The 13,053-nt window shown below is 61.3% G+C and carries 15 protein-coding genes; 5 read left to right on the forward strand and 10 right to left on the reverse strand.

All coding sequences use genetic code 11. The features are described from left to right. Window position 1: 1 nt before the first annotated feature. A complete protein-coding gene (locus J2J99_RS20865) occupies window positions 2-916 on the reverse strand; it encodes a LysR family transcriptional regulator (RefSeq protein WP_168301697.1) in 915 nt (304 codons plus the stop codon). A gap of 281 nt (window positions 917-1,197) precedes the next feature. On the opposite strand from J2J99_RS20865, the gene J2J99_RS20870 reads away from it, so the two are divergent. After that, on the forward strand, window positions 1,198-2,166 hold the full coding sequence (locus J2J99_RS20870; protein WP_168301696.1) for a DMT family transporter: 969 nt from the start codon (window positions 1,198-1,200) through the stop codon (window positions 2,164-2,166). A 153-nt stretch (window positions 2,167-2,319) separates the two neighbouring features. Here the strand turns inward: J2J99_RS20870 and J2J99_RS20875 are convergent, their stop codons facing one another. Beyond that, window positions 2,320-3,543: an argininosuccinate synthase gene (locus J2J99_RS20875; RefSeq protein ID WP_168301695.1), complete on the reverse strand. Its 1,224-nt coding sequence runs from the start codon at window positions 3,541-3,543 to the stop codon at window positions 2,320-2,322. A 177-nt stretch (window positions 3,544-3,720) separates the two neighbouring features. Here J2J99_RS20875 and J2J99_RS20880 point away from each other — a divergent pair, with 177 nt between their 5' ends. Next, window positions 3,721-4,572 carry an SDR family NAD(P)-dependent oxidoreductase gene (locus J2J99_RS20880; protein ID WP_168301694.1) on the forward strand — a complete coding sequence of 284 codons (852 nt, stop codon included), beginning with the start codon at window positions 3,721-3,723 and terminating at the stop codon, window positions 4,570-4,572. Window positions 4,573-4,756: 184 nt separating this feature from the next. Beyond that, window positions 4,757-5,398, forward strand: coding sequence for a LysE family translocator (locus tag J2J99_RS20885; RefSeq protein ID WP_168301718.1), 642 nt, complete (start codon window positions 4,757-4,759; stop codon window positions 5,396-5,398). A 45-nt stretch (window positions 5,399-5,443) separates the two neighbouring features. Here the strand turns inward: J2J99_RS20885 and J2J99_RS20890 are convergent, their stop codons facing one another. From J2J99_RS20890 to J2J99_RS20910, 5 genes are all read right to left on the reverse strand, one after another. Continuing rightward, window positions 5,444-6,238, reverse strand: a complete 795-nt coding sequence (locus tag J2J99_RS20890; protein WP_168301693.1) for an ABC transporter ATP-binding protein — start codon at window positions 6,236-6,238, stop codon at window positions 5,444-5,446. Then, the gene (locus tag J2J99_RS20895) at window positions 6,235-7,113 is read right to left on the reverse strand and encodes an ABC transporter permease (protein WP_168301692.1); all 879 of its coding nucleotides are present in this window, start codon (window positions 7,111-7,113) and stop codon (window positions 6,235-6,237) included. Before J2J99_RS20895 ends, J2J99_RS20890 begins: the two co-directional genes overlap by 4 nt. A 120-nt stretch (window positions 7,114-7,233) precedes the next feature. Further along, window positions 7,234-8,187, reverse strand: a complete 954-nt coding sequence (locus tag J2J99_RS20900; protein ID WP_168301691.1) for an ABC transporter substrate-binding protein — start codon at window positions 8,185-8,187, stop codon at window positions 7,234-7,236. A 93-nt stretch (window positions 8,188-8,280) separates the two neighbouring features. Then, entirely contained in the window at window positions 8,281-9,510 is a 1,230-nt protein-coding gene (rlmN, locus tag J2J99_RS20905) for a dual-specificity RNA methyltransferase RlmN (RefSeq protein WP_168301690.1), read from the reverse strand. A gap of 248 nt (window positions 9,511-9,758) precedes the next feature. Further along, the gene (locus J2J99_RS20910; RefSeq protein WP_168301689.1) at window positions 9,759-10,268 is read right to left on the reverse strand and encodes an invasion associated locus B family protein; all 510 of its coding nucleotides are present in this window, start codon (window positions 10,266-10,268) and stop codon (window positions 9,759-9,761) included. A gap of 337 nt (window positions 10,269-10,605) precedes the next feature. On the opposite strand from J2J99_RS20910, the gene J2J99_RS20915 reads away from it, so the two are divergent. Continuing rightward, window positions 10,606-11,166 carry a sigma-70 family RNA polymerase sigma factor gene (locus J2J99_RS20915; RefSeq protein ID WP_168301688.1) on the forward strand — a complete coding sequence of 187 codons (561 nt, stop codon included), beginning with the start codon at window positions 10,606-10,608 and terminating at the stop codon, window positions 11,164-11,166. Window positions 11,167-11,182: 16 nt separating this feature from the next. Here J2J99_RS20915 and J2J99_RS20920 read toward each other — a convergent pair whose 3' ends face one another. Together J2J99_RS20920 and J2J99_RS20925 are read right to left on the reverse strand one after the other, a co-directional pair. Next, window positions 11,183-11,575 carry a YkvA family protein gene (locus tag J2J99_RS20920; protein WP_168301687.1) on the reverse strand — a complete coding sequence of 131 codons (393 nt, stop codon included), beginning with the start codon at window positions 11,573-11,575 and terminating at the stop codon, window positions 11,183-11,185. A 79-nt stretch (window positions 11,576-11,654) separates the two neighbouring features. Continuing rightward, window positions 11,655-11,960 (reverse strand): 4a-hydroxytetrahydrobiopterin dehydratase, encoded by a 306-nt coding sequence (locus J2J99_RS20925; RefSeq protein WP_168301686.1) that lies wholly within the window; start codon window positions 11,958-11,960, stop codon window positions 11,655-11,657. A gap of 35 nt (window positions 11,961-11,995) precedes the next feature. Here J2J99_RS20925 and J2J99_RS20930 point away from each other — a divergent pair, with 35 nt between their 5' ends. Beyond that, entirely contained in the window at window positions 11,996-12,496 is a 501-nt protein-coding gene (locus tag J2J99_RS20930) for a low molecular weight protein-tyrosine-phosphatase (RefSeq protein ID WP_168301685.1), read from the forward strand. Here J2J99_RS20930 and thpR read toward each other — a convergent pair. Next, window positions 12,403-12,996 carry an RNA 2',3'-cyclic phosphodiesterase gene (thpR, locus tag J2J99_RS20935; RefSeq protein ID WP_168301684.1) on the reverse strand — a complete coding sequence of 198 codons (594 nt, stop codon included), beginning with the start codon at window positions 12,994-12,996 and terminating at the stop codon, window positions 12,403-12,405. The genes J2J99_RS20930 and thpR overlap by 94 nt on opposite strands. Between the last annotated feature and the right edge of the window lie 57 nt (window positions 12,997-13,053).

Below are 13,053 nucleotides of genomic sequence, written 5' to 3' on the forward strand. Positions count from 1 at the left end.
CTTATTCCGGTGACGGCGTATCGCCATAGCTGCCGCAGGCCGCGCGAAGCCGGGGGAGCGCCCAATCGATGAAGGCGCGCACCTTCAGAGCGAGCAAGCCCTGACGCGAATAGATGATGTGGATCGGCTTGGGCTCGCCGTCATAGTCCTTCAATATCTGCACGAGCGCGCCGGAGGACACCTCCTCCGGAACTTGGTAATCGAAGAGGCGGGCGATCCCGACCCCCTTCAGCGCGGCGACAACGCTATTGGCGGCCGTGTTCACCTCGATCCGGGACCGTGGCATGACCTCGACAGCCTTCCCTTCGATCTCGAAACTCCAAAAGAACGACCGCTTGTGAAACATGATCCCATCGTGATTGGCGAGCTCGGTGGGATGTTGGGGGACGCCATGCCGTTCCAGATAGGCTGGGCTTGCGCATGTCAGCAGACGGAACTCGCCGGCTTTGACGGCGTAGAGCGAACTGTCGACCAACTCACCAAGCCGGATGGCGACATCGACCTGCTCATTGACCAGATGAACCGAGCGGTCGAGCGAAAGAGCCCTCAGCGTCACCTCCGGATGCTTGTTCATGAAGTCGAGTGCGATCGGCAGAACGTAGCGTTGGCCGAACTCGATCGGCATCGTGATGGTCAGCAGTCCCCGCGGCATCTGATATTCACCCGACGCCCTGCGTTCGACCTCCTCCAGATCGGCGATAATCTTACGCGCCGCCTCGACATAGTCGCGCCCGGCATCCGTGAGCTGCAGGTTGCGGCTCGTTCGTATGATGAGATTCGTGCCGAGGTATCGCTCCAGATCGGCGACCTTGCGGCTGACGCTCGGCAGCGGCGCGTTCAGCTTCCGGCTGCCCGCCGACAAGCTCCCGGCGTCCACCACCGCAAGGAGAACCCGCATTGCATCAAGCCGATCCATAACGCCCCGACGATTAAAGCCGCGATATTGGAGGATATGAAAAATCAGTTCTGCTGGATAGCCGGTGCAATTGTCCGATTGAACCGTATTCCGTTCATAGCGCGATTGCCGCTTTGGGTGCGGCACACGCCCGAGAAATCGATGAGCACCAAGAGGGTGGCTCTCATTTTCACCGAGTACCGGCCAAGGCTCTCAGCCAGTAAATTGCGGCTAATCGATCAAAGCGGTTGGCGTCACGGAGGCAAAAGCTCGGGGCGCGCAACGTCAAAGGGGTGAAGATTATGGACAGATCCTTCTATGTCGGCGTGTCGGCCGCTCTCTTTGCGGCCTTTGCCTTTTCGCTCAACTTTGTCGTGCCCTTCATCATCGGCGACTATTCCACCTTCGATTTCGCTCTCATCCGTCATCTCGTCTCGGCGCTCGTCGGCTTGTTCATCCTGTTTTCGAAGAAGCACGTCGTGCGCCATCTCACGCTCAGCAACGTTCTGAAGGCTCTGTGGCTCGCCTTTGTCGGATATGTCGGTTACTTCCTCACGGTAACGGGAGCGGCCATCTTTGCCGGCCCGGTCATCGCGCCGGCCTTTCTCGGCCTGGTACCGATCACCTTGATGGTCATTGGCAATCAGCGTCAGGGATCCTTGCCGTGGCGGTCCCTTATGCCGCCTTTGGCGCTGGTGCTGATCGGACTTTTTCTGGTCAATGGCACGGCATTCACCGCTGAAGGATTGAACTCCGTCGGATCCTTGTGGGTCGGCGTGCCGCTGGCGCTCGCGGCCGTGGGACTTTGGGTGTGGTTTGCTCTTGCCAATCAGGCTGCACTCGCCACCCGACCGGAAATGCCCTCCGGTGTGTGGTCGGCGCTGATACTGGCGGGCGGCGGCGTCTTTATGCTGGCCTTCTATCCCGTCGGTGCCGCGATGGACCTCTTCAAGCTTCCGGCATTGGGATTCGGCTGGAGTGCCGCCGGCGGCCTGTATGTTTGGGGTGCATCTCTGGCGCTGCTGGCAACCGTAGGTGGCGTATGGGCCTGGAATGTTGCGTCACGCAGCCTGCCCGTGGCCTTGGCCGCGCAATTGATCGTTTCGGAAACAGCCTTCGGCGTCATCGGAGGACTTGTCGTGCATGCTCGCTGGCCGACCCCGATCGAAGTCGCTGGGGTGGCTGTTCTGATCGCCGGCGTCGTTCTGTCCGTGCGAATTTTCTACGATCGCCAATTTGCGCCGGGAAGGAAATTGCTTGCGCAGGAATGACCTCGGGACGCAATGACCTCGGGACGCAAGGCCACGTTCAACGAAATCTCCGCTCCTGTCGGAATCCGGCACCTCAAACGCTCTCGGGAGACACGAAAACGCCCGCGCGGCAAAAGCCGGCGGGCGCATAGCCGGTTCGAAAGCGAAGCGCGATTACTTCGCGAGGTTTCGTTTGCCGAGCGTGCGCAGGCGCAGCGCGTTGAGCTTGATGAAGCCGGCTGCGTCCTTCTGGTCGTAGGCACCCTGGTCGTCCTCGAAAGTGACGAGCTTGTCGGAATAGAGCGACTTTTCGCTTTCGCGGCCGATGACCATGACATTGCCCTTGTAGAGCTTCAGCGTCACTTCGCCTTCGACATGCTCCTGGCTCTTGTCGATCAGCGCCTGCAGCATCTCGCGTTCCGGCGAGAACCAGAAGCCGTAATAGATCAGCTCGGCGTAGCGCGGCATGATCTCGTCCTTGAGATGGGCGGCACCCCGGTCGAGCGTGATCGATTCAATGGCGCGATGGGCCGAGAGCAGGATCGTGCCGCCGGGCGTTTCGTAAACGCCGCGGGATTTCATGCCGACGAAACGGTTCTCGACGAGATCGAGACGGCCGATGCCGTTGTCGCGGCCGTAGGTGTTGAGAGTGGCGAGCAGCGTCGCCGGCGACATCTCGACACCATTGATAGACACGGCATCGCCCTTGCGGAAGCCGATCTTGATTGTCGTCGCCTTGTCGGGAGCGGCCTCCGGCGAGATCGTGCGCATGTGCACATATTCCGGCGCCTCCTGAGCAGGGTCTTCCAGAACCTTGCCCTCGGAAGAGGAATGCAGAAGGTTGGCGTCGACGGAGAAGGGAGCCTCGCCCTTCTTGTCCTTTGCAACCGGGATCTGATGCTTCTCTGCGAATTCGAGCAGGTCGGTGCGGCTCTTGAAGGACCAATCGCGCCACGGCGCAATGATCTTGATGTCAGGGTTCAGGGCATAGGCGGAGAGCTCGAAGCGAACCTGATCGTTGCCCTTGCCCGTGGCGCCGTGGGCGATCGCATCGGCGCCGGTCTTGCGGGCGATATCGATCAGATGCTTTGAGATCAGCGGACGGGCGATCGAGGTGCCGAGCAGGTAGACGCCCTCGTAGACGGCATTGGCGCGGAACATCGGAAAGACGAAGTCGCGCACGAATTCCTCGCGGACGTCCTCGATATAGATCTCCTTGATGCCGAGCATTTCGGCCTTCTTGCGCGCCGGCTCCAGCTCCTCGCCCTGGCCGAGATCGGCGGTGAAGGTGACGACTTCGGCGCCGAGTTCCGTCTGCAGCCACTTCAGGATGATCGAGGTGTCGAGGCCGCCGGAATAGGCGAGCACGACTTTCTTCACGTCTTTGTATGATGCCATGATGATGAGGTCCGTTGCATAAAGCCGGCGAAAACCCGGTGTCGCGGCACTTTTAGCGAGATTGGCGCGCGACGCAAGGGCAAGTGCGATGGCTGAGGCGCCGATAGCGTTTGACAGTGCGAAAGCGCCGCCCATATTCGGCTGCGTGCGAACAATGCTCGAGGAGGGGCTGTCCCCGTGACGAATATTCAAGATATTTTCAAGAAGTCCAATGTTGCCGTCATCACCGGCGGCGCTTCCGGCATCGGACTTGCGGCGGCGAAGTATTTTGCCGGACGCGGCATGAGCGTCGTCATCGCCGATCTCGGCGGTGATCGGCTGGCCAACGCCGCCGAGGAGCTCAAAGCCATTGCCGGCGAAGAGGATGTGATGGCAGTTGAGACCGACGTCGCCAGCCGCGACTCCCTGGAGGCGCTCGAACGCGCCGTACTCCAGCGTTTCGGCCGCGTGCACGTGCTGATGAACAATGCCGGCATCGGCCCGGAAACCTCGATCTTCAGTTCGCAGTCAAATTGGGACCATATCTTCGCCGTCAACCTGATGGGCGTGGTCAACGGCACGCGCGTCTTCGGGCCGAAGATGCTGTCCCACGGCGAGCCCGGCCTGATCATCAATACCGGCTCCAAGCAGGGCATCACCACGCCGCCGGGCAACCCCGCCTACAACATCTCCAAGGCTGGCGTGAAAGTCTTTACCGAAGCGCTCGAACACGAACTGCGCAACACCGCGGGTTCAAAGATCTCGGCGCATCTGCTGATCCCCGGCTTCGTCTTCACCGGCCTCACCAAGGGCGACCGGGCGGAAAAGCCAGCCGGCGCCTGGACACCGGAACAGACGGTCGATTTCATGGTCGAAAGCCTGGAACGCGGCGATTTCTATATCCTCTGCCCCGACAACGACGTGACCCGCGCGGTCGATGAACGCCGCATGGCTTGGGCCGCCGGCGATATCATCGAGAACCGCCCGCCGCTGTCGCGCTGGCACAAGGATTACGCCGACAAGTTCAAGGCCTTCCTCGAAGAGAAGTAATTGGTGCCACTGCATTTCACCCGGAAGCGTGCAGCGGTCCCGGGATAACGACATGCACAAAACAAACAGCGAATGCGCGCCGCATGAATCAAGTTTAGTGCGACGCGCATGAGAAGGTTTGATTGGTAATTTTCTGAAGGCTGGATAAGTAGTCACCTTGACTGTCCAGCTTTCCGAGCGTGCTATGGATTTCCTGCCGAACCTGCCGACCCTTCTCGCCTTTGCCGCCGCGACGCTGCTGCTCGCGGCGACCCCAGGTCCCGATATGACGCTGTCGATCAGCCGTTCACTCGCCCAGGGCAAGAAGGCGGCCCTTTTCGTCGTCGTCGGCACCAGCCTCGGCATCGTCGTCCACACCATGCTGGTCGCTTTCGGCATCTCGGCGCTGATCACTGCCTCGCCGACCGCCTTCCTGATCCTGAAGACCGGCGGCGCCGGCTATCTGCTCTGGCTCGCCGTGCAGGCTATCCGCTTTGGCTCGAAGCTGACCGTCGCCAAGGTCGAGGAGCAGAAGGGCACCGCCCTTTCGAACATCTCGTCGGGCTTCTGGGTCAACCTTCTGAACCCGAAGGTCATCATCTTCTTCATGACGTTCCTGCCGCAATTCGTCAGCGCCGGCGATCCCGCCGTCACTCAGAAGCTGCTGTTCCTCGGGCTTTGCTTCATCCTGATCGGCATGCCGATCAATGTCGCGGTGGTCCTTGCCGCCGACTGGCTGGCTTCCTGGCTGCAGAACAACAGCAAGGTGCTGCGCGGCATGGACTATACTTTCGCCGGCGTCTTCTCGATCTTCGCCGCGAAGATCCTGCTCACCCAGGCTCGATAGGCCACGGCTATCAGCCTGGATTCAGCTGATCGGCCCGCTGTCGGGCTAGCCGATCAGCAAAGCGTCGTCGTCGAGCGTCTGGCCGCGCATCTTGCGGAACATGGCGATCAGATCCTCGACCTGCAGGTTCTTTCGGTTGTCGCCCGCCACGTCGAGAACGATCTCGCCGCCATGCAGCATGATCGTGCGGTGGCCGTAATCCAGCGCCTGGCGCATGGAATGGGTCACCATCATCGTCGTCAACTTGCGCTCGGCGACGATCTTCTGCGTCAGGTTCATCACGAACTCGGCCATCCCGGGATCGAGCGCGGCCGTATGCTCGTCGAGCAGCAGCACTTCCGAGCCGGCAAGTGTGGCCATGACGAGTGAGACCGCCTGCCGCTGACCGCCCGAGAGAAGATCCATGCGGTCCTTCAGCCGGTTTTCCAGCCCGAGATTGAGTTCAGCGATCCGCTCCTTGAAATAGTCGCGCCTCTTGCCGCCGAGCGCCGGCGCAAGCCCGCGCCGCTCGCCGCGGCGGGCGGCGAGAGCGAGATTCTCCTCGATCGACAATGAGCCGCAGCTTCCCGTCAGCGGATCCTGGAAGACGCGCGCCACCAGACCGGCGCGCGCCGCGGTCGACTTGCGCGTCACTTCGGTCTTGCCGATCAGCACCTGTCCCTCGCTCGGGATGACATCGCCGGCGAGTACGCCGAGCAGCGTCGATTTGCCGGCGCCGTTGGAGCCGATGACGGTGACGAAGGAGCCCTGTTCGATGGTCAGGCTGACGCCGTTCAGCGCCTGCTTCTGCAGCGGTGTGCCGCGTCCGAAGACGACCTTGATGTCCTTGACGCTGATCACGATACGGCACCTCTGCGAAGGCGGGGAAGAATGAGCGCGAAGGTCACCAGGACCGCCGTCACGAAATTGAGGTCGGAGGCCTGCAGGCCGATGACGTCGCTCGACAGCGCCAGCTGGATGGCGATGCGATAGAGGATCGAGCCGAGCACGCAGCCGATGAGCGCGATCAGCAGGCCGCGCCGCCCGAGCAGCGTCTCGCCGATGATGACGGCGGCAAGACCGACGACGATCGTGCCGACGCCCGAAGTGACGTCGGCAAAGCCGTTGGTCTGGGCAAACAAGGCGCCACCGAACGCCACCAGCGCGTTCGAGATCGCCATGCCGAGATAGATCTGCCGGCTGGTGTCGACGCCTTGGGCGCGGGCCATGCGGGCATTGGCGCCGGTCGCACGCATGGCAAGCCCGGCATCGCTTTCGAGGAAGCGCCAGACCAGGATGAGCGCGACGATGACAAGAACGCCGACGAAGAGCGGCCGCACGTAGAAATCACGCAGGCCATGGCCGAAAAACGGGCTGATCATCGTATCGGCATTGATGAGGGCGACATTGGGTTTGCCCATCACTCTGAGGTTGACGGAAAACAACGCGATCATCGTCAGGATCGAGGCGAGCAGATTGAGGATCTTGAAGCGCACGTTGAGCAGCGCCGTCACCATGCCGGCCGCCGCACCCGCCGCCATCGCGATCAGCGCCGCGAACCAGGCATTGACGCCGGCAATGATCAGCACCGCGGTCACCGCCGCGCCGAGCGGAAAGGAGCCGTCCACCGTGAGGTCAGGGAAATCGAGGACGCGGAAGGCGAGATAGACGCCGAGGGCGACGAAGGAATACACCAGGCCGAGCTCGACGGCCCCCCAGAATGCGATTTGGCTCAAGGCTTTCTGCCCCTTTTGTTTATGTTCCGCCCGTCGCGAAACCGCAGCCTTTTAATACTTCAGCCGCCCCCGCGCAAACGGGAGCGGCTGAATGTGAATGGTTGATGCGACGATGAGCGCTTATTCGATGACCTTGTTGGCGCGCGAAAGTACGCTCTCGGGCAAGGTGATGCCCATCTTGGCCGCGGCCGCCTTGTTGACGACGAGATCGCTGCCGGCGGCGGTCTTGACCGCGATATCGCCGGGGTTTTCGCCCTTCAGGACGCGCACGACGATTTCGCCCGTCTGCTTGCCGACATCATAATAGTTGAAGCCGAGCGCGGCGATCGAGCCGCGCGACACCGAATCCGTATCGGCGGTGAAGAGCGGCAGCTTGCTTTCTTCGGCAACCGCAACGGCGCCTTCGAGCGCCGAGATGATCGTATTGTCGGTCGGGATGTAGATCGCATCGGCGCGGCCGACGAGGGCGCGGGCGGCACCCTGAACCTCGGCCGATTTGGTTGCGGCCGATTCGACCACTGTCAGGCCGGCCTTTTCGGCTTCGGCCTTCAGCACGGCGAGCAGCGAAACCGAATTCGCCTCGCCGGAGTTGTAGAGATAGCCGATCGTCTTCACCTTCGGCAGGATTTCCTTGATCAGCGCCAGGTGCTCGCCGACGGGCGACATGTCGGAAAGGCCGGTCACATTGCCGCCCGGCTTGTCCATGTTCTTGACGAGCTGGGCGCCGAGCGGATCAGAGACGGCCGTGAAGACGACAGGAATGTCGCGCGTCGCCGAGACGACGGCCTGGGCCGACGGCGTGGAAATCGGGATGATCACGTTGGGCTCGTCGCCGGCGAACTGACGGGCAATCTGGGCTGCCGTCGCCGGATTGCCCTGCGCCGATTCGAACATGAATTTCAGGTTCTCGCCTTCCTTGTAGCCGGCCGACGTCAGCACGTCGAGAACGCCCTTGCGGGCGGCATCGAGCGCGGGATGCTCGACGATCGCAGTGACGGCAACGGTCACATTATCGGCCTTGGCGGGCAGGGAAAGGGCCAAAGTGGCGGCAAGAGCGAGCAAAATCGGGCGCATGGATGTCCTCCTGAATGATTTTGGCGGCACTATTAGGAAAAGCGCATACTTAAATCAATGCAGGAGAATTGTAGCGAGGATCAAACTTGCTGATCAGTCGTCGGCGCCGTGATTGGCGATCATCATCGCCTCGAAGGCCAGGCGCTCGGTCTTGCGCATGCGTTCGGATTCCGATTTCAGCTGGCCGCAGGCGGCAAGGATGTCGCGGCCGCGCGGTGTGCGAATCGGCGAAGCGTAGCCGGCCGAATTGATGAAATCGGCGAACTTTTCGATCTGCTCCCAGTCCGAACACTGGTAATTGGTGCCGGGCCAGGGATTGAACGGAATGAGGTTGATCTTCGCCGGCACGCCTTTCAGGAGCTTGATCAACCCCTTGGCGTCCTCCAGGCTGTCATTGACATCCTTCAGCATCACATATTCGAAGGTGATGCGCCGCGCATTCGAAAGGCCCGGATAGGCCTTGCAGGCATCGATCAGTTCCTTCAGCGGGTACTTCTTGTTGATCGGCACCAGAATATCGCGCAGGTCGTCGCGCACAGCATGCAGCGAGATCGCCAGCATGACGCCGATCTCCTCGCCGGTGCGGAAGATCTCCGGCACGACGCCGGAGGTGGAAAGCGTCACACGGCGTTTGGACAGCGACAGGCCGTCGCCATCCGTGGCGATCAGCAGCGCCTGCTTGACGCTGTCGAAATTATAGAGCGGCTCGCCCATGCCCATCATGACGATATTGCTGACCTTGCGGCCCTCGGCAGGCATGATCGTGCCTTGCGGCGCCTCACGATCCGGGAAGTCGCCGAGCCGGTCGCGAGCGAGAAGCAACTGCGACAGAATTTCCTCCGCCGTCAGGTTGCGCACCAGGCGCTGTGTACCGGTATGACAGAAGGAACAGGTCAGCGTGCAGCCGACCTGGCTTGAGATGCAGAGCGTGCCGCGGCCCTCTTCCGGAATGTAGACGGCCTCGATCTCGACCGGGCGGCCCGCGCCCCGCGCGGGAAAGCGCAGCAGCCATTTGCGGGTGCCGTCGTTGGAGACCTGCTCCTCGACGATCTCGGGACGCGCGATGGTGAAATGCTGTTTCAGCATTTCGCGCATGTCCTTGGCGACATTCGTCATGTGATCGAAATCGGAGACGCCGCGCACATAGATCCAGTTCCAGAGCTGCGCGACGCGCATCTTGATCTGCTTCTCGGCCACGCCTTTTTCCCTGAGCGCCGCCGCTATTTCCTCGCGCGACAGCCCGATCAGGGAAGGCTTTTCGACGCCGGAAGAGGCCTTCGGCGCCTGCGGCTTGGTGACATCAATCGCATCCATGACGGACATGCTCTATAGATCCCGAATTCGAACACGTAACCGCCCCGCAAGCCTCGCGGACTTCTGGAACAAGCCGGAAGAGGTGAGGCGCATGGCGGCACATTGACAGAATTGAATGGCGGAACGGCGACTGATATCGCGATCTGTCCGCTGTTGGCCCGGCCTTTAGCACCATTTTGCCGGCGCGTCACTACAGTTGGAAAACAGCAAGGGCCGGCGCAAGGCCGGCCCTTGGAATTCCGCGGGCCAAAGGGCGCTTACTTGCAGCTTTCGATCTGCTTCAGCGCCGCCGAGATGCCCGAGAGCGAATAGCTGTAGGATGTGCCTGTGCCCTTGCGCGAGACGGCATTGACCGTCATCGAATGACCGGTCTTCATCGCCGCGACGAGTGCCGGCTCCTGAGCCGCGTTCTCGACCCAGCCGGCCTTGTCCTTGGTGAACATCACGAAGGTCTTGTTGTCGATGACGACGTTGATCTTCGAATTCTCCTTCACCGTATAGCCCATCATCGCCTGCGGCTCGTAGGAGATGTTCTGGCCGGGGCGCTGCGAGACGATGAAGAAATTGTCGCCGTGGTCGACGCTTGCCGGCTGCTTTGCCGTCGGCACCGACAGCACGTAGCAGACGGTGCTGGCGCCCGACTTGTAGGAATAGGCGCCCCATGCCTGAAACTGCTGGATGCGGGTTGGCGCGGCCTGCTGCGCTGCCGCCACTCCGGCCATTGTCAGGGTAAGGGCGAGGGCGGATACGATACTTCTTACAAACATGGATTCCTGCCGGTTCTTGCGATTCAAGGCCCGAAGCGATCATAGCGGGCGGCGCATAATCACGATCTGCTTTATTTTGACTTAATTCAGGTTACCAAATGGTCAACAATAGCTGCGATTTGTATGTGCCTGTGTCATTTCAGCTCGACCACGACTTTTGCCCCTTGCTGAAATCGGCTGCGATGCCGGTGCGCCGATGGCACCGGCCGGCCGTTCGGGTTGAATCTAAGACACAAAGATTCAGGCAAGAGTTTGACCTTTCAAAAATCCGTTGTACCTGATTAAGACTTTGGAAATCCGGGATGAAATTTTCGCCGCAGGGGGCTCGTGAGACGACATGGATGCCGAGGAAAGACAGCGTTTCGCTGCCCTCGCAAAGGCCGTCGCGGACGATCGCGACCAGCAGGCCTTTTCGATCCTGTTCGACTATTTCGCCCCGCGTCTGAAGAGCTGGCTGATGCGCCGGAAGATGACATCAGGCGAGGCCGAAGAGCTGGTTCAGGAGATCATGATCGTGCTCTGGCACAAGGCCCATCTCTACGATGCGACGCGGTCCTCCCTCTCGACCTGGCTCTTTCGTATTGCCCGCAACCGCCGCATCGACCTGCAGCGCCGCGCGAACTCCCGCATCTTCGACGAGACGGACCCGGCCCTGCAGCCGCCGGCCGACATCGGCGCCGAAGAAATCATGGTCAATGACGATCGCGACGCCAAAATCCGTGCCGCAGTCGGCCAACTGCCGCAGGAACAGCGCGACATGCTGCGTGCCGCCTTTTTTCTCGGCCAATCGCACTCCGAGATCGCTGAAGCGACCGGGCTGCCGCTCGGCACGGTGAAATCACGTATCCGGCTTGCCTTCGGCAAACTCCGCAAGGTGCTGGAGCAGGAACTCGGCTGAACCGCGCGCCGGCCCTTCAGATCGTTTTCATCGTATCCGCAGGCGGGTCGGCGAGGACGCGGTCCGCCGCCTCGTAGTGGCCTGGCCGGATATGGCCGCGCACCATAGCGAAGGCGGCCGAAAGCACCGCGACGTCGTCAGAAAAGCCGATGACGGCGAAAATATCCGGGATGATGTCGACCGGCATGACGAAATAGGCGAGTGCTGCGAGCAACACACCGCGCACCTTGGTCGGCGTTTGCGGATCGAGTGCGCAGTAGAAGCCGGCGACGACGTCGCGTGAGAACGGGATCTGCCGCACGGCCCGGCGGAACGTCGGCCAGAACTTCTGCCGCACCGTCTTCTCCCGGCGGCTCTGGGTGTCCTCGTCGCCCGGCAGCAGGATTTCCCCGAATTTGACCTCGTCCATCCCTGACATCCTTTCGTCCCCGCGCACATATGGTGATGGCGCCCAGGGTTTCAATCGACCCCTTTCAATTGGCTCGCCTTCAGCGCAGACGTCGCGCCGCAACCTTCTCCATCGCCCTGGCGAGCTTGAAATCCAGCTCCGTCAGCCCGCCGGCATCATGCGTGTTGAGCGTCACATCCACCCGGGAATAGACGTTGAACCATTCGGGATGATGGTTGAGTTTCTCAGCCATGATCGCTGCCTCCGTCATGAAACCGAAGGCTTCGATGAAATTCGAAAACTTGAACGTCTTCGAGATCGAAGAGGCCGCGTCATTGAGCGCCCAGCCGGCAAGCCCCGCCAGTTCCGCCTCGACTGCCGCCCTTTCCAGTCTTTCCCATTTCATGCCATGCTCCTCTGGTTCTTCCGACAGGTCCGCCGATGACGTCTATCAGTATCCTTTTCGTGTGCATGGGCAATATATGCCGTTCTCCGCTTGCCGAGGCAATTTTTCGTCACCTCGTCACCGAGGCTGGCCTCACCGGCCGTTTCACCATCGATTCCGCCGGCACCGGCGGCTGGCATGAAGGCGAGCCGCCCGACCGGCGTTCGGTCGCCACCGCTCAACGCCATGGCATCGACATAGCGGGGCTGCGCGGCCGCCGCATCCAGCCAGCTGATTTCAACAGTTTCGAGCTGATCCTTGCCATGGACCGCGACAATCTGGCGACGCTTGGCAAGATCGCGCCGCCCGAGGCGAATATCCGGCTCTTCGGTGATGCTGCTCTAGGAACGGGAGAGGATATTCCCGATCCCTATTATGGCGGCCCTGATGGTTTCGAGCTGGTCTATACCAGGCTCTTGACCGGCTGCAGCAGCCTGCTCGAAGCGTTGGGCGTCGAACGTGCCTCGTGCAGCGGGAACACTTCCTCTGTCAGGTAGGGTCCGCCGCCAACCGATTCACGCGACGAAAGCAGCACGAAGCGTGGCGCCGTGAAGGTTGCGGTGTGGAAGTTGCCGCGTCCGGCCAGATATTGCACGACATCGTCAAGCCGCGAGGATTTGAGCCGTGCCAGCGTCACATGCGGCATGAATTTGCGCGGGTCGGGCGGCAGCCCGATGCGCTGGCAGATACGCTCGATCTCACCCTGCAGGGCGTACATTTCCGGTGATTGCGAGACGCCGGCCCAGACCGAATGCGGTTTCTTCGAGCCGAAGGAGCCGATGCCTTCGAGCCGGAACTGGAATTCCGGCCGGTCGATCCGGTCGAGGCGTTCGACGATTTCATCGGCCGTACGGCCGTCGACATCACCGATGAAGCGCAGGGTGATGTGGTAATTCTCCACATCGATCCATCGTGCTCCGGGGAGGCCACCGCGCAGCAATGAAAGGCTCATCGCCGCATTGCGCGGAATTTCGAGGGCGGTAAACAGTCTCGGCATAACGAGCACTCCCCGAATCTTTTGCAGGTGCTTACACGGAATCACGCAATCAATGGC

It is taken from the genome of Rhizobium binae (assembly GCF_017357225.1).
GTDB classification, from domain to species: Bacteria; Pseudomonadota; Alphaproteobacteria; order Rhizobiales; family Rhizobiaceae; genus Rhizobium; species Rhizobium binae.